Raw genomic sequence first — 16,462 nt, forward strand, 5'->3', positions numbered from 1 at the left:
CGAATTGATACAGACCAATGAACGAACTTACAATTTTAACGCAGGTCCTTCCGCGCTGCCTCAGCCAGTATTAGAAAGGGCACAGCAGGAACTTTTAAATTTTCAAGATACTGGGATGTCCATTATGGAACATAGCCATCGAGGCGCAGTTTACGAAGAAGTCCACAACAAAGCGATTACCCGTTTAAAGGATTTATTATCCATACCGGATGATTATGAAATTCTATTTCTGCAGGGCGGCGGAAGTCTCCAATTTTCCATGATTCCAATGAATTTTTTGCAGAATGGAAAAAAAGCAGGATATGTCTTAACTGGTGCATGGTCAGAAAAGGCGTTTTCAGAGGCAAAATTATTCGGGGATGCTTTTGAAGCGGCTAGTACAAAAGGCTCTAACTATCGACATATACCTAAAAACGAAGAATTGATCTATGATTCTAGTGACACGTACTTACATTTAACATCCAATAATACGATATTCGGAACTCAATGGAGAGAATACCCCGATACAGGTTCTGTTCCCTTAATTGCCGACATGTCTAGTGATATCCTTTCTATTCCTTTTGATATTAATAAGTTTGGTCTCATTTACGCTGGGGCTCAAAAAAATCTAGGACCTTCCGGAGTAACGGTTGTGATCATTCGTAAAGATTTACTTGAAAAAGCGAATTCAAACATTCCGACGATGATGAAATATAGCATTCATGCGAAAAATAACTCCTTGTATCATACTCCTCCTACCTTTGGGATTTATATGCTTGGGGAGGTTCTCCGCTGGATTCAGGATATTGGTGGCCTTAAAGAAATTACAAAGCGTAATGAAGAAAAAGCAAAACTAATTTACGACGCAATTGATGAGAGCAAAGGTTTTTATATTGGTCATGCTGAACCAGCTAGTCGATCATTGATGAATATTACTTTTAGATTAAGAAATGAGGACTTAGAAAAGAAGTTTTTAACAGAGGCATGTAAAGAAGGCTTTGTCGGCTTGAACGGCCACCGCTCAGTCGGAGGGTGCCGAGCATCCACTTATAATGCAGTCCCATATGAGAATTGCAAAGCGCTTAGCGAATTTATGTATCACTTTAAAAATTTAAATGAATAGTTTTTCATTTTTATATAATCATTTATATACTTAGAAAAATATCAAAAGTCGACATAGTAGTTAACTAATGTCGACTTTTTTCATAGACTCACAAAGATATTATATTTTAATGCTAAATTCTTCTGTTTCGATCGTACTGGTAACATTCTATTATCATTGACCCCATTCTCTCGTGTTCAGGTACGATAATCTTCTCAATGCCCACTTCTTTTATAGGTTCTGCCGTTACTTTTTCAAACCTCTTTTCTTCATTATATTTTTTTATCTCTAACCTTCATCAAACATTAATTGGATGGTATTAAAAGCTCCAAATTGGAGGGTTAAATAATTTCGAAATCTTTTATTATTAAAAGGATAACTTTTTATTTTATTCCTCATAGATAAGTGTAAATCTTAACTGATATTTTGCCACTAATATTTTTTTAAAAAAGGGGGATCTAGTGTGAATAATTCTCAAGGAAAAATTGAATGGAGAAAGAAAAATCTCTTTCCAATAAAGGATTTAAATCATAAAAATATTTCTGCTGGGATGATTGCGGGGTTATTCGTTATATCAGGGCCAACAGCACTCATATTAGAAGCCGCATCTAATGGAAACTTTACTGCTGAACAGACAATATTCTGGATTTTTTCTGTTTATGTATTTGGAGGCTTGTTTGGGATTATTCTCCCTTTACAATATAGAATCCCTATCGTTGGTGGTCATTCCTTAACAGGTGTCGCCTTTCTTGCCACCATGACCGACAAGTTTACTTTCAATGAACTCATTGGGGCCTACATCTTTTCAAGTTTGATACTTTTAATTATTGGTTCGCTAGGGATTTTTTCAAAATTAATGAAGTTAGTTCCTAAGGAAATCATTGCAGCTATGTTATCCGGAATGATTGTAAAGTATATGGTGAACTTTATTCTTTCTATCACCGAGCTTTTAATTGTAGGAATATTATCGTTAATCACTTTTTTTATTTGTAGCAGATGGAAGACCAAAATTCCACCTGTGCTTGCGGCAATTACTATTGGCACAATTGTACTTATCCTAACTTACCCATTACATAATGTTGATGGGTTGGCTTTGGGCCAACTTTTTCCGCAAATACAGCGGCCAGACATAAATACAGTTAGTTTCCTTTCTGTATCGATTCCACTTGCATTACTTATTTTAAGCAATGATGCAGCGGTTGCCATTGGCGCATTAGAACAAAATCATTATAAAACACCTGTAAATCGGATTATTTCTTTAAGTGGGATCTTTTCATTCTTCTCCTCTTTCTTTGGGGGACAATCCGCTAATATTGCCGGTATGGCTACTGTCATTTGTTCTGATGAAGAAGCTGGACCGAAGAATAAACGATACATGGGTGCAGTTGTTACTGGTTTTATCCTTTTATCTTACGGTTTATTTTCTTGGAAACTCGTTCCTCTCATTATTGCTTTACCCAAGGAATTTATATCAATCATTGCTGGATTTTCTCTCATTAACGTTTTCAGTAATAGCGTGCATCAAAGTTTCTCAAGGCCATCTATCAAAATAAGCGCAACCTTTGCATTTATTATCGCATTATCAAACATTACCATATTAAATATAAGCTCACCCGTTTGGTCCTTATTTGTTGGAACATGTATTGCTCGTTTTATCGAAACAGATGTAAAAAAGAAGGTTGAAGAAAAAGAAAAAAGTGCAGTTCAATAAGATAGATTAATATATATTTTTATATAGGATACGAAAAAAGAGATGCCATAACCCCTAATAAGGCGGTTACGGCATTTTTTAAATGATAATTATTGATGTATGTTTTCTTAGTGAATATAATATCCCATTTTTATACGGTAACATGTTCTTTTGGTACTTGTTCGTCCAAGCTGTCCATCGGCCCAAAAAATTCAAAATGGATTCGTTCATGACTTACTCCAAGTTCCTTTAATGAACGGTTGATTTCTTTCATAAAAGGTACTGGACCGCAAAAATAAAAGTCTGTATTTTTTACAGGTACACTTTTTTCAAGCCAATCCTGTGTGACATATCCTTCCACATCAAATCGATGGTTACTTCGATCGTCATCAGTTGGAGAATTGTAAAACACAAACGATGTTACATTTTCAAGTGCAGACAAAGCTTCTACTTCTTCCCTTAATGCATGTAAATTGCCATTTTGAGCTGCATGGATAAAGGTAACTTTCCGATCTGGCTGGACTTCAACAACAGTTTTTAACATACTAATCATCGGTGTTAAACCAACACCTCCACTTATTAAGACAACAGGAGAATTACGGTCGGTATCCAAAACAAAGTCTCCAGCAGGAGCGCTTATCTTTACAATGTCCCCTTCTTTAACCTTATCATGAAGATAGTTAGAAACAATTCCATCAGGATTAGATGTACTCGCTTCTCGTTTTACACTAATACGGTAATAATCTTTTCCAGGAGCATCAGATAAACTGTATTGACGGATATGCGTAAATTCTTCTTCGTCCATTTCCACTTTAATGCTGATATACTGGCCAGGGAGAAAAGATGATATCTCTTTTTTATCCTCTGGTTTTAGGTAGAAGGAAGTTATCACTTCACTTTCTTTTACTTTCCGATCGACAACAAAATTGCGGAAACCATCCCACCCGCCATCCTGGCTGGATGCTTCTTCATACAACTCAGCTTCTACATTTATAAACGCATCAGCAATTACACCATATGCCTTTTCCCATGCATCCATAATTTCATCCGTAGCTGCTTCTCCTAAAACATCCTTAATAGCTAATAAAAGATGCTTTCCGACAATTGGATAATGTTCTGGCTTGACACCTAGACTTCTATGTTTATTTCCAATTTGCTTTACCACTGGAAGAATAGCTCCAAGATTATCAATATACATTGCTGCCGCATAGACTGCACTAGCAAGCGCCTTTTGTTGTCTGTTTTGTTTTTGGTTTGTATGGTTAAAAATATTCAATAATTCAGGGTGATTCCCAAACATCAATTCATAAAAACGTGTAGTAATAGCCTCGCCATGCTTTTCTAATACAGGTACTGTAGATTTAATAATGTCAATTGTCTTTTGTTCTAGCAAAATATAACACCCCTTATGTATTTATCATTATTTCCACAGTGTTTATACTATTATATAAATCACTAGCACTAAGTGATTTATATCACACTTCATTAAATAATGTTTAATTTATCCAATTCAAATTTAATTAGATTAAGAATGTTTTTAAATAATAGGCTTTGTTAAATTTGTCTGTTGATTTCCGCTCCAGGTGCTCGCTTTCCGCGGGGGAGTCCGGGAGCCTGTCTAGCCGCAGCGGCTAGGGGCTCGGGGTCATAAGCCAATCCGTCAAGAAGGTCAAAGAACGACCTTCATGCCGGCTCGTCTTATGCCTGTCGCCCCTGGGCAAGCCGCTTCCGCTTTTCCTTCTCCTCGGCGCCATGGCGCCTGTGGGGTCTCCCGTGACACCTTCTCCCGCAGGAGTCTCGCACCTTCCGCTCCAATCAACAGAATGCTCAAAATCACCATTGTTCTTTAACACAGCCAAATAATAAATTCGCAATCAAGACAAAAATACTTATTCCTATTTTCTATAATATAAGAAGAGAATTTTCTCAAAAACTTGTTTAGCCGTATAAAAATGCCCACCACCCAATGGATGGTAGGCATAAATATTATTTGGAATATACGTCATTCTAAATCGAATTGTCTTCACAAAACAGGATAATGTTTGTTTCCAGTCTAACAACTATGTTTTTTTAAACCTGCGCGTCGCCAATAGGATCCGAAATCCTCACCGGATTGCCGTTCTTGAACAAAGGATTCCAGTATTGGGCGAACTGTCTGTACCAATTGATCAAACGGAACTAATTCCCGAAACCGCTCGTTTAAAGCTGTACCGAGTGAACTACCTCCCAAAAACAAATCATATTTTCCCGGTGCCCGCCCAACTAAAGCAATATTAGCATTATACGGACGTGCACAGCCATTTGAACATCCTGTCATCCGAATAGTAATTTCTTCATTCGAAAGATTCAACTCATCGAACAGTTGCTCAAATTGCGGAACCAGATCCGGCAATGCTCTTTCCGACTCAGCAAGTGCAAGCCCGCACGTCGGAAATGCGACACAAGCCATGGTATTCTGTCTTACATTCGACAATTTATCTGGTAGCGGAACGCCAGCAGAACTCAACTGTTCTTCAATAATTGGACGAAGCTCGTCTGCAATTCCACTAAGAATAACATTTTGTTGTGATGTAAAGCGGACTGTTAGTTGGAAATCCTTTATAATATCCCGGAGCGCTGTTTTTAGCAGCATAGTTTCAGTATCCTTAATACGACCGTATGGAATAAATAATCCTAGGTAGCTTATCCCATCACGCTCTCTATGCCATCCAAGATGGTCATGTCCATTGTTCCATTCAAGGTGCTTTGGCGGTTCAAGCTTCCGTCCAATTCGTGTTTCAAGTTCTTCCCGGAACCAATCAAGCCCGCGTCTATCAATCAAATATTTCATCCTAGCAAAGCGTCGGTTGGCACGATCGCCAAAGTCCCGTTCAATACTGACAATTGCCACGCATGTATTCAGTATCGTATCAATCGCTTCACTTCTAGCCACATAACACAGTGGGCTTGCAAGTCTTGGATATGTATCCTGGTCAACGGCCAGTCGTCCCATTCCACCGCCGACCAGCACGGTATAACCTTGAATATGACCATCAACTATATGCGCGACAAGACCAAGGTCGTTATCGTACACATCAAGGCAGTTATCTCCTTCCGGTACGATTGCGACTTTAAATTTCCGAGGAAGATAAGTATCCCCATACAAAGGCTCTTCAGTTTGGCCATCTTCTAATTGAATTGGTTTACCATCTAACCAGATTTCATGATAAGCATTTGACTTTGCACTCAACTGTTCAGCAATCGCATTGACATCATGGTTCATTTCATCGCGGTAAGGTTCGTCTCCTGGTGCTGCACAACAAATCGTATTGCGTCCAGAATCCCCACAAGCACCAAGCGTTGTAACTAATGCTTCATTCAATGTACTGATTGTTGTCTTCAGATCCCCTTTGAGAATACCATGAAGCTGTATCGTTTGCCGTGTGGTAATACGCATGTTTTTATAATCCGTGTACTCGTCAGCAAGTCGATCAAACACCAAATATTGACTTGGTGATAATACTCCTCCTGGAATACGGGCACGAATCATCATACTATAATGCGGCTCTTTTCCATCTTTTTTCAACTGTTTCCGCAAATCACGGTCGTCTTGCTGATAGACCCCATGAAATTTTAGGACTTGAATATTATCCTCTGAAAATTTTGGCTGGTCATCCTTAAGGGCTTCTTTAATTGTCCCCCTTAGCTGGCGGCTTTTCCGCTTGATTATCTCTATTTTCGATACTTTTTCCATATCTGTGATTTTCACAGAACCCACCCCTTTGTTGAATTCCGATTTGATTATAATGATAATTGAAAGCGAATTAATTTTAACCATCCAAATAAAAGGTAATAAACCCATCCACTTCAGTTGACCCTTGGGTGACATGGTTTATTATTTTTCCGAAAATAAAATAGGGGTGTCCCAAAAGTATGTGAACTTTTAGGGACACCCCATTGTGCATGGTTCCATTAACTATCCATTCAACGACCTTTCAGATCGTTCTCTCAATGAATAAAACCTTGTCAGAGCTTCAATTATTTCCAAGTTAGAAATTATGCTTTATCAACTAGCATGTTCATTAATTTGTTCTAATTGTTTTTCAGGATACCATAGGCTTACAACAATACCTACGATAAGGCAAATAAAGAATGTAGAAGCTTTTGCTGATACAATGGCTTCTAATGGTGAAATGGACCATAGAATGGCACTTAAGAAACCTGTAATGATAGTTGCTACAACTCCTGTACCAGATGTTTTTTTCCAAAAGAAAATCATTAGTATGATAACAGAGAATGTATTTCCAACCCCTGCCCAAGCAAAACTAACCATGCTATAAATAATGGATCCTGATGCTAATGAAACCACAATACCAACCAATCCACTAATAATAACCATGAAACGGGATAATTTCACTAGAGCTGTACTCTTAATAGTGATTCCCATTGCTTTATGAATGATATCTTCACTTACGGATGTTGTAATAACAAGTAATTGAGAAGAAGCTGTTGACATAATAGCAGCTAAAATTCCCGCAATGATGATTCCAGCAACCCATGGTGGCAGTAAATCAAATACCATATGTGGCAAAATCATTTCAGAGTCCTCTATCGTCCCTTGTTTATAGATAGCAGAAGCAAAGATAGCTGATAAAAACGCACCCACATATACAATTAATGTCCAAACAATAGCAACCGTTTGACCTATTTTAAGTTCTTTTTCATCCCGTAAAGCCATAAATCTTGAACTTAGCTGCGGCTGTCCACCTAACCAACCGAAGAACCACGACAGGTTCGTAAATAACATTGCTCCGAGTGCAAGTCCTGATAATCCGCCAATCCAACTATCTGCACCATTTCCCATTGAGCTTAAAGCAGAAGGAATAGCTATATCATTTTGCTGAATTTCAGCAAATCCAGCTATTGGAACGATGATAAACGCAAGAAGCATTAAGAAACTTTGAATAGTATCTGTCCATACTACTGACATAAAGCCACCCATACAAGAGTAAGCAATAATAATAAGTGAAATTATAACTGTTCCTACGGTAATATTTAATCCAGAAAACGAATATAAAGTTTTACCCACTCCGGAAAATTGAGCAGCTAGATAACAGGTGAAAAAAATTACCATAATGATCGATGATAACCAGCGAATCACATTACTATGATTGGGAAATTTCACGGCTATATAGTCAGTTAAGGTATACACATTATATTTTTTTGTTTCTTTCATAAATTTTTTCGCTAATACAAGCCATGAAAAAAGAATTCCTAGAAACATTCCGGATAATATCCAAATTCCTGATAGTCCTGTCACATAAATAAAGCCCACTGCTCCTAGGAACATATATGCCGATTCGCCTGTAGCTCTTTCGGAAAAAGCTAGAGCCCAACCAGGTAATTTATTGCCACCTAAAAAATAATCAGCGTGGTCTAATTTTTTTCTACTAAAGTACACACCAACGAATAACATCATTAAGATGTAAACAATAATTTCAGCAAAAACAATAGTTGAACTTGAAAAATTCATTTTTAATCTCCTTTTAATTCAAATTAAACAAATATTAATAGTAGGAATTAAAAAAACATGATGACATTTAAGGCGTATTTTAGCCATTTATTTCAAAAAATTCCGGAGTCTACTTTTTCGGATTAAAATCATTCGATGTTAAGTTCTTTATTCTATTACACTTTATTTAACATCTAACTTTAAAATACTTCGATATAAGACATTAGCTGCTTTTTCAATATCTTGCTCTGATGAAAATTCCTTTGGATTATGACTGATTCCATCCTTTGATCTGACAAAAATCATCCCTATCGGGAATCGGTCTTTAAACTGCATCCCATCATGTCCTGCACCGCTCGGTAATGACACAACCGGTTCACCTATTTCCTTAATACTATCGCAGATCACTTCTTGAATATTTTCATCACAGCGAACAGGTTCCACTCGCTGTAATTCCGAAACCTTTAAATCAAGTCTTCTTTCAATAGCTATCTTATCAGCAAATTGCCTAATCCTTTGTTCAACTTCATCTCGGGTGTCCTTATCAATATCTCGAATATCCATCGTCCATGTCACTTCACCAGGGATAACGTTTACTCCATTTGGTTTTACTGACAGTTTACCGACCGTAGCGACAGCAGTCGGAAATTCCTTGGCTATTTTTTCGGCCTCAGCAATGATTAAACTTGCACCCACTAAAGCATCCTGACGTTGATTCATCGGCGTTGCACCCGCATGCTCAGATAAACCTGTTAATGTAAACTGAAACCATACAGGCCCTGCAATCCCTGTGACATTGCCTACTGAAGCATCATGATTTTCAAGAACTTTACCTTGTTCAATATGAACTTCTAAATAGCATTTTACGTTTTCTATTTTTGCACTTTGGAATTGATCTCTATCAAATCCATATTGTTCCATAGCCTGTTCGATCGAAATTCCTTGCTGATCAACTCTTTTTAAATCGTCATTAGTTAATGTACCTGCCACTGCTCGACTTCCAATCATACCAAAACCAAAACGAGTTCCTTCTTCATCTTTAAAAGCAATCACTTTCAATGGATGTTTCAGTCGGATATCTTTCTCGTTTAATGAATGGATGACTTCAATCGCTGTTAAAACTCCTAAACTACCATCATATTTTCCGCCGTTTGGTACTGTATCAATATGTGACCCCAGTAAAACAACTGGTAAATCATCTTCACCTTCTAGACTTCCAATCAAATTTCCGACTGCATCATATTCAACCGTAAGACCTGCAGCCACCATATATTGTTTCACTTGTTCACTAGCGAGTCTCTCTTCATTCGTATAAGAAAAACGATTCACCCCACCCTCTTTTGTTTTTCCTATAGTAGATAAATCATGTAAATGACTAGTCAATCGATGGATGTTAATCATTTTGTATCTCTTCATCCTTTAACTGAAAACGGAAATGGCATTGACCGTGTTTCAAAAGTAATTGATCATGCACAACATTAAATTTATCGTTATACCCATGTGCAATCGCGTCATCAATGATCGTACAATAAACAAGTCCGTATTCATGCATATTATCATCCGCCCATTGTTGGCCTAGCGGACAGACCGTAAAAGTTTGTTCAATCTCACATGGTGTATAATTCTCTTCGATCGTAAATAATTCACTTCTACCCATATCATAGTTTGGCAAATAATTTTCAATTGTATTATTTTGTCCATTTACTCTGGCTCTTTGGGCAATCCCATAACCACGCGTTTTTCCAAACTCCCATATTCCATCTTGTATCGTTTTTTCCCCTTCATCGCCATACGTATCAACAATCACTTTTGTTATTTGCGAAAATAATTTAGCAAACAAAGAAAAAGGATTAAGATTCTCATACTCATTTTTGCTGTTATGATCTTTAGGGATATAATCAAATAAAGTATGATTATCCCCTTCAATTATTGCTTTAATAGCTATATCTTCCGCATCCTTATAACCAAAGTTTTTAATTCCTTGTTGGAGTAAAACTTTGCCTTTTTCCCCGTATTTTGCAACAACCTTTTTTTCAATCGAAGTAAAAAGTTTGGTTGTCATGACTTCCATGGAATATGGTGCAATATTATGATGTAATGTACTCAATGATCCCTCGCTCCTTTTTATTTTTTCAAACAGTTTTTGTTTGAAGTTATTAATACTCATAAAACCTATTAACTTACTTGCAATTAATTGATTCTTATTATAAATATTTCTTCATATAAATCAAATGAATATTTATAATGTAATATATGAAAATATTTAATAGTTGGGGTGACAATGAATGACACTTGTCAGATATGATATTTTTAGAACTGTTGTGGAAACAGGTAGCTTATCAAAAGCAGCGGAAGTAGTTGGATTAACGCAATCAGCTGTCAGTCATGCCATCTCAGGTCTTGAGTCTGATTTCGGATTTTCATTACTCACAAGAGGACGCTCAGGTATTCAATTAACCAGTAATGGTGAAAAAGTGCTGCTTTATATGAGAGAAATATTAAAATGGAACGAACAAATGATGCAGGAAGTTGCTAAAATACATGGACTAGAAATTGGGGTGGTGCGTATTGGTACATTTCCAAGCGTATCGATCCAATGGATACCCCAAATTATTAAGCAATTTAATCAATATTTCCCAGACATCGAAATTAAGCTTTATGAAGGGGATTACGATGAAATTGATCGTTGGATCACAGATGGAACCGTAGATTTTGGTTTTATGTCATTACCAGTATCAAAAGCATACGAAGTAATCCCGCTAAAACAAGATCGACTTTTGTGTATTTTACCTGACGACCATCCTCTAGCACAGCAAGAAAAGATTTATTTAAATCAACTGAATGATGAACCATTTATAATGCCTAAATCAAGTATTGATAAGGATGTACGCAGAATTCTAAAAGAGCATAAAATCAAACCAATGGTCAAATATGAAATCTCTGAGGATCAAGCAATTATTTCTATGGTTCAAAATGGTCTAGGTGTCAGCGTCCTCCCTGAATTGATCCTATATCGTATTCCTTTTGGTCTAAAGATCATTCCTTTGGAGAAAGATTTTTACCGTACTATCGGTATTGCTGTCACCTCCATACGGCACATGTCACCAGGGGCACAAAAATTAATCAGTTTTATTCAAGATTGGTTAAAGTAAAAGGTGAATCTTTAATCAAAAATGGGTACCCGAAAAAACTATACTTTTGGGTACCCTTTTGCAGCTTTTATACATAACCCCATATCATACAGAGTAATGTTCCGAACACAGTTACAAGAGCGATGAACAAAGCGTAATAAATGTTTGTATTAGATTCGATTTCAGATAAAAAATAGAATATGATAATACGTTTAGTTAAAAAATACGATTAAAAGTTTAATATCCAGCCACAGAAAAAATTTGATTCAGAGGATTTGAGTTTTTTTGTAAAATTGGATGGTTCAAAAAGAACGGAAATGGATGATTTAAAAAAAGAGAAATCTTTTATTATTGAATTAGGTGATATTAATAACAAAATTTCATGGCGAATAATGAAATCCAATATAGAATATAGATCAGATTCACAATTTGTATCTTAAAAAACATGGATTCCTTTTTACTCAATTTGTCTTTTAATAATGGACGAACTTTTTGCAAGGAGATAGAAAAATGACAAATGCCACTGAAACTTTAGAGGGTTGGTACTGTCTGAATGACTTTCGTAAAGTAAATTGGGGAAGTTGGGCGAAGTTAACCAGCCAAAAACAACAAGAAATAATTGATGAGATTTTAGAATTACTAAATCAATGGATCTCTCAAGAGGATAAAGATAAAGGTAGTTTTGGTCTCTTTCAAATTTTAGGACATAAAGCAGATATCATGTTAATGTTTTTAAGACCAACCTTACAGGAATTAATTGAATTGGAAACAGCTTTTAATAAGACAAAGTTTGCTGAATATACAAGCCAAACAAATTCCTATGTATCGGTTGTGGAGCTAAGTAATTACCTCCCCAAGGGAGAAGATCCTTATAGTAAACCAGAAATCAGGGCACGTTTGTATCCGGAAATTCCTAAATCAGAATATATTTGTTTTTATCCAATGAACAAGCTCCGAAGTGGTGTGGACAACTGGTATATGCTTTCACAAGAGGAACGCACTCAAATGATGAAGAGTCATAGTTTGATTGGTAGAAAATTTGCCGGAAAGGTGAAGCAAATTATTTTAGGGTCAATTGGATTGGATGATTATGAATGGGGTGTAGTACTATTTGCAAATAATCCTGTTCATTTTAAAAAACTAATCTACGAAATGCGCTTTGATGAAGTGAGTGCTAGATACGGAGAGTTTGGCTCCTTTTATGTAGGAAGCAATATAACGAATGACCACATTAAACATTTAATGAAAATACCTAAAGGTGGGCATAAAAATGAACTATAAAAAATTGATTGATCATACTTTACTTCATCCCAATACGAAAGAAGCAGAAATTGTAAAATTATGTGAAGAGGCGAAGCAATTCGGATTTGCTTCCGTTTGTGTCAGTCCTGCATGGGTAAAACTAGCCGCTAAACTTCTACATGACTCAGATGTAAATGTATGTACGGTAATCGGTTTTCCGTTAGGTGCTAATACTCCAGCTACAAAAGCATTTGAAACCAAGGAAGCAATCGCAAATGGTGCTGTAGAAGTTGATACAGTAATAAATATAGGTGCTTTGAAAGATAAAAATTATGAGCTAGTCGAACAAGATATACGCGCAGTGGTAGAGGCTGCAAAAGGAAAGGCTTTAGTAAAAGTCATTATTGAAGCTTGCTTATTAACGGATGAAGAGAAAGTCTGGGCTTGTGAGTTATCTGTCAAAGCCGGTGCAGACTATGTCAAGACTTCTACAGGTTTTTCTTTGTATGGAGCAACCATAGAGGATGTAACCATAATGAGAAAAGCTGTTGGATCAGCTGTTGGAGTAAAGGCCTCTGGTGGTGTGCGTAATATTAATGATATTCAGGCAATGATTGAGGCAGGGGCTACTAGAATAGGCACAAGTTCAGCTGTTAAAATATTTTCTTAGTTAGAACAGCATACAGTGATAGATCAGATGCCTATTACCCAAAAGAATTTATTAAGGCTATCGGAGAGAGAACTATTTGTATCAACAAAAAAACAAAGGGAATTTGGACGCTTAAGAGGATATATATATAATAGAAGAAACTGAAAAATATTGCATGACTTCTACTTTTATTGTATGGTGTCATCTAGTAGCATTAACCTCCATAAGAGAGAGTTCTAACACCTACCCTAAGGATAGTGACTCTTTCAGAAGAATAAGAGAATCCTAATTCTTAGCTCACCTTACTCCGACCGTTCAACACCTTGAAAAACTAAGAAAAAAATGGTGTCCCAAATGAATAATTTCTGGGACACCATTTTTTGTACTTAAAGTGAAACTTCTAGGCTGACCCCTAGAAGTCGTTGATTAACAACCTTTTGTGTCAGCCTTTTCTTGCTTTATTTTTAAACTCTTCAAAAAAGCCCTCATTCTTTTCATCGCTTCATTTAGATTATCCATCGAGGAGGCATAGGAACAACGTATATGTCCTTCACCACTTTCACCGAAGGCATTCCCCGGAACAACTGCAACCCTTTGGTTAATTAACAGCTGCTCTGCAAACTCCTCCGATGAAAGCCCAGTGCTACGAATGGATGGGAAAACATAGAATGCTCCTCCAGGCATATGACAATCCAAGCCCATTTCATTGAGATGACTAACCACAAGATTGCGTCGCTGGCGATAACTCTTTCTCATCTCCATTACATGTTTTTCACCATTTTTTAGACCTTCTATCGCTCCATATTGAGTCATCGAGGGAACAGAAACAAGCGTATTTTGCATAACTCTTAATATAGCCTGTGTGATGGATTCTGGAGCACAAATATATCCTAATCTCCAGCCAGTCATAGCATATCCCTTTGAAAATCCCGAAACAATAATCGTTCGTTCTCTCATTTCTCGAATGGAAGCTATCGAACAAAATGATTCATCGTAGGATAATTCGGCATATATTTCATCTGTGATTACAAGTAGATCATACTCCTTAATGATCTCGGCTATCGCCTCTAACTCCACTTTAGAAAAAAGACTTCCGGTCGGATTATTGGGAGAACAAATAAGTATCGCTTTAGTCTTTTTGGTAATGGCTCGTCTTATTTGTTCTGGCCGAGGCTTAAATTCCGTATCAATAGATGTTTGGACTACGATTGGTTTGCCTCCTGCCAAGGTAATTAAAGGAGCATAAGCAACATAGCTAGGTTCGATCATGATGACTTCTTCACCTGGATTTAAAACAGTTCTTAGTGACACATCTAAAGCCTGGCTTCCACCAACTGTCACAAGAATATCTGTATACGGTGAATAGGTGACTTGAAAACGATTTTTCATATAATTAGAAATTTCTTTCCTTAATTCAAGAAGCCCTTCTGGTTCCGTATAAGATGTATATCCACGTTCAATTGACTGAATCGAAGCATGACAAATCGACCAAGGTGTAACAAAGTCCGGTTCCCCCACCCCCAATGAGATAACTCCGTCCATATTATTAGCTAAGTCAAAGAATTTTCTTATTCCAGAAGGCTTTATTTGGTTAACTAATGATGATAACCGTGTCTTCATTATTACAACACCACCATTCTTTATAACCAGCCATAGTATAATGACCCCTTTTATTGCTACTTTTACTTAATAGCATGGTGTTCTTTAATGACACGCAAGTGTTTTAGTTCAGGATCCTCTGCCCCCTGAACAGGAAGCCCCGCGTCAATATTTTCCTTAATATAGATGAGATTTTCTACTGTAACAACCTCACCTGGGATAAAAATTGGAATGCCTGGAGGATAAACCATAACAAATTCTGCAATGATTCTACCAACCGATTGTTCAATTGGAACCATTTCTGTATCTGCATAAAATGCATCCCGTGGAGGAAGTGCAAGCGTCGGGATTTCTGGCAAAATAACGAATGGACTTCGTTTTGAACTTGCCGTGTATCTGTACTCAAGAGACAACTCTTTCAGTGCCTCTACAAGTAAAAATAAGTCCTCTTTAGCGTCACCAGGTGTGACAATACAAAGAATGTTATATAGGTCGGATAGTTCAACTTCAATATTGTATTTATCACGAAGCCATACCTCTACGTCATGTCCAGAAATCCCCAATTCTCTAACAGAGATTAGTAGTTTTGTTGGATCAAAAGAAACTGCAGCATTAGAATGTAAAACTTCCTTACCCATACAATATAAACCTTCAATTTGATTAATTTCATAACGTGTTTTCTCTGCCCGACGAATACAATCTTCAAGTAAAGCTTGTCCCTCAGTTGCCAGAGATTTTCTGGCTACATCCAATGAGGCAAGCAATAAATAAGAGGTGGAAGTTGTTGTCAACATACTTAATATTGTTTGTACTTTTTTATGAGAGATGAGATTTCCACGTAAATTTAAGATTGAACTTTGAGTAAGGGAACCACCAAGTTTATGAACGCTTGTTGCTGCCATATCAGCACCTGCCTTCATTGCCGACATCGGTAATTCATGATGAAAATGGATGTGGGCACCGTGAGCCTCGTCAACGAGCACTGGGATATTTCTAGAATGGGCAATGTCTACAATTCTTTTCAAATCTCCTGAAACTCCAAAGTATGTTGGATTTATTACAAGTACAGCTTTCGAATCAGGATGCTGTTTTAATGCCCTTTCAACTGAATCAGGCGTAATACCATGAGAAATGCCCAGTTTAGGGTCAACTTCCGGATGCACAAAAACAGGTATAGCCCCTGATAATACAATTCCGCTCATAATCGATTTATGAACATTGCGGGGCACAATAATTTTGTCTCCAGGATTACAAACCGACATAACCATAGTCATAATTGCTCCGCTTGTCCCCTGTACTGAAAAAAAGGTATAATCTGCTCCGAATGCTTTCGCCGCAAGATCTTGTGCTTCTTTTATTACTCCTTTTGGCAAATGTAAATCATCTAACGGACTAATATTAATTAAATCAATTGATAGTGCATTTTCTCCAATAAACTCTCTAAAATCAGGATCCATTCCTTTTCCTTTCTTATGTCCAGGAATATGAAATTGAATAGGATCTTTTTTTGCATGCTCTTTAAGCGCAGTAAATAATGGAGTATCAAATTGTGTTCTAATCTGTTTTTTTTCTAAATCTA

General features: G+C 36.9%; 12 protein-coding genes and 1 pseudogene. 5 read left to right on the top strand and 8 right to left on the bottom strand.

Translation table 11 applies throughout. The annotated features are described in order from the left end of the window. The first annotated feature begins 4 nt into the window (after window positions 1-4). Window positions 5-1,102, top strand: a complete 1,098-nt coding sequence (gene serC / locus ACI48O_RS10195; protein ID WP_435561694.1) for a 3-phosphoserine/phosphohydroxythreonine transaminase — start codon at window positions 5-7, stop codon at window positions 1,100-1,102. A 442-nt stretch (window positions 1,103-1,544) separates the two neighbouring features. After that, entirely contained in the window at window positions 1,545-2,792 is a 1,248-nt protein-coding gene (locus ACI48O_RS10200) for a benzoate/H(+) symporter BenE family transporter (RefSeq protein WP_435561695.1), read from the top strand. A 130-nt stretch (window positions 2,793-2,922) separates the two neighbouring features. Here the strand turns inward: ACI48O_RS10200 and hmpA are convergent, their stop codons facing one another. The 5 genes from hmpA to ACI48O_RS10225 all read right to left on the bottom strand — a co-directional run bounded on the left by hmpA (window position 2,923) and on the right by ACI48O_RS10225 (window position 10,369). After that, window positions 2,923-4,164 (bottom strand): NO-inducible flavohemoprotein, encoded by a 1,242-nt coding sequence (gene hmpA, locus ACI48O_RS10205; protein WP_435561696.1) that lies wholly within the window; start codon window positions 4,162-4,164, stop codon window positions 2,923-2,925. Between the two features lie 660 nt (window positions 4,165-4,824). Then, on the bottom strand, window positions 4,825-6,519 hold the full coding sequence (locus ACI48O_RS10210) for an NADPH-dependent assimilatory sulfite reductase hemoprotein subunit (RefSeq protein WP_435561697.1): 1,695 nt from the start codon (window positions 6,517-6,519) through the stop codon (window positions 4,825-4,827). Between the two features lie 297 nt (window positions 6,520-6,816). Then, entirely contained in the window at window positions 6,817-8,283 is a 1,467-nt protein-coding gene (locus ACI48O_RS10215) for a sodium/proline symporter (RefSeq protein WP_435561698.1), read from the bottom strand. A 162-nt stretch (window positions 8,284-8,445) separates the two neighbouring features. Continuing rightward, entirely contained in the window at window positions 8,446-9,663 is a 1,218-nt protein-coding gene (locus ACI48O_RS10220; RefSeq protein ID WP_435561699.1) for a Zn-dependent hydrolase, read from the bottom strand. Further along, window positions 9,656-10,369: an L-2-amino-thiazoline-4-carboxylic acid hydrolase gene (locus ACI48O_RS10225; RefSeq protein WP_435561700.1), complete on the bottom strand. Its 714-nt coding sequence runs from the start codon at window positions 10,367-10,369 to the stop codon at window positions 9,656-9,658. The genes ACI48O_RS10220 and ACI48O_RS10225 overlap by 8 nt, the downstream gene beginning before the upstream one ends. Window positions 10,370-10,547: 178 nt before the next feature. Here ACI48O_RS10225 and ACI48O_RS10230 point away from each other — a divergent pair, with 178 nt between their 5' ends. Beyond that, a complete protein-coding gene (locus ACI48O_RS10230) occupies window positions 10,548-11,414 on the top strand; it encodes a LysR family transcriptional regulator (protein ID WP_435561701.1) in 867 nt (288 codons plus the stop codon). 67 nt (window positions 11,415-11,481) lie between these two features. Here ACI48O_RS10230 and ACI48O_RS10235 read toward each other — a convergent pair. Further along, window positions 11,482-11,562: pseudogene (locus ACI48O_RS10235) on the bottom strand (cytochrome aa3 quinol oxidase subunit IV); the annotation flags it as partial. 341 nt (window positions 11,563-11,903) lie between these two features. On the opposite strand from ACI48O_RS10235, the gene hemQ reads away from it, so the two are divergent. Next, window positions 11,904-12,674 carry a hydrogen peroxide-dependent heme synthase gene (hemQ, locus tag ACI48O_RS10240; protein WP_435561773.1) on the top strand — a complete coding sequence of 257 codons (771 nt, stop codon included), beginning with the start codon at window positions 11,904-11,906 and terminating at the stop codon, window positions 12,672-12,674. Continuing rightward, the gene (gene deoC / locus ACI48O_RS10245; protein WP_435561702.1) at window positions 12,664-13,305 is read left to right on the top strand and encodes a deoxyribose-phosphate aldolase; all 642 of its coding nucleotides are present in this window, start codon (window positions 12,664-12,666) and stop codon (window positions 13,303-13,305) included. The genes hemQ and deoC overlap by 11 nt, the downstream gene beginning before the upstream one ends. A 405-nt stretch (window positions 13,306-13,710) precedes the next feature. On the opposite strand, the gene ACI48O_RS10250 is transcribed toward deoC, so the two are convergent. Together ACI48O_RS10250 and ACI48O_RS10255 are read right to left on the bottom strand one after the other, a co-directional pair. Then, window positions 13,711-14,904, bottom strand: a complete 1,194-nt coding sequence (locus ACI48O_RS10250; protein ID WP_435561703.1) for an aminotransferase — start codon at window positions 14,902-14,904, stop codon at window positions 13,711-13,713. A gap of 62 nt (window positions 14,905-14,966) precedes the next feature. Continuing rightward, window positions 14,967-16,442 (bottom strand): aminotransferase class I/II-fold pyridoxal phosphate-dependent enzyme, encoded by a 1,476-nt coding sequence (locus ACI48O_RS10255; RefSeq protein ID WP_435561774.1) that lies wholly within the window; start codon window positions 16,440-16,442, stop codon window positions 14,967-14,969. Between the last annotated feature and the right edge of the window lie 20 nt (window positions 16,443-16,462).

It is taken from the genome of Neobacillus terrisolis (assembly GCF_051233475.1).
Classification (GTDB): Bacteria; Bacillota; Bacilli; order Bacillales; family Cytobacillaceae; genus Bacillus_BU.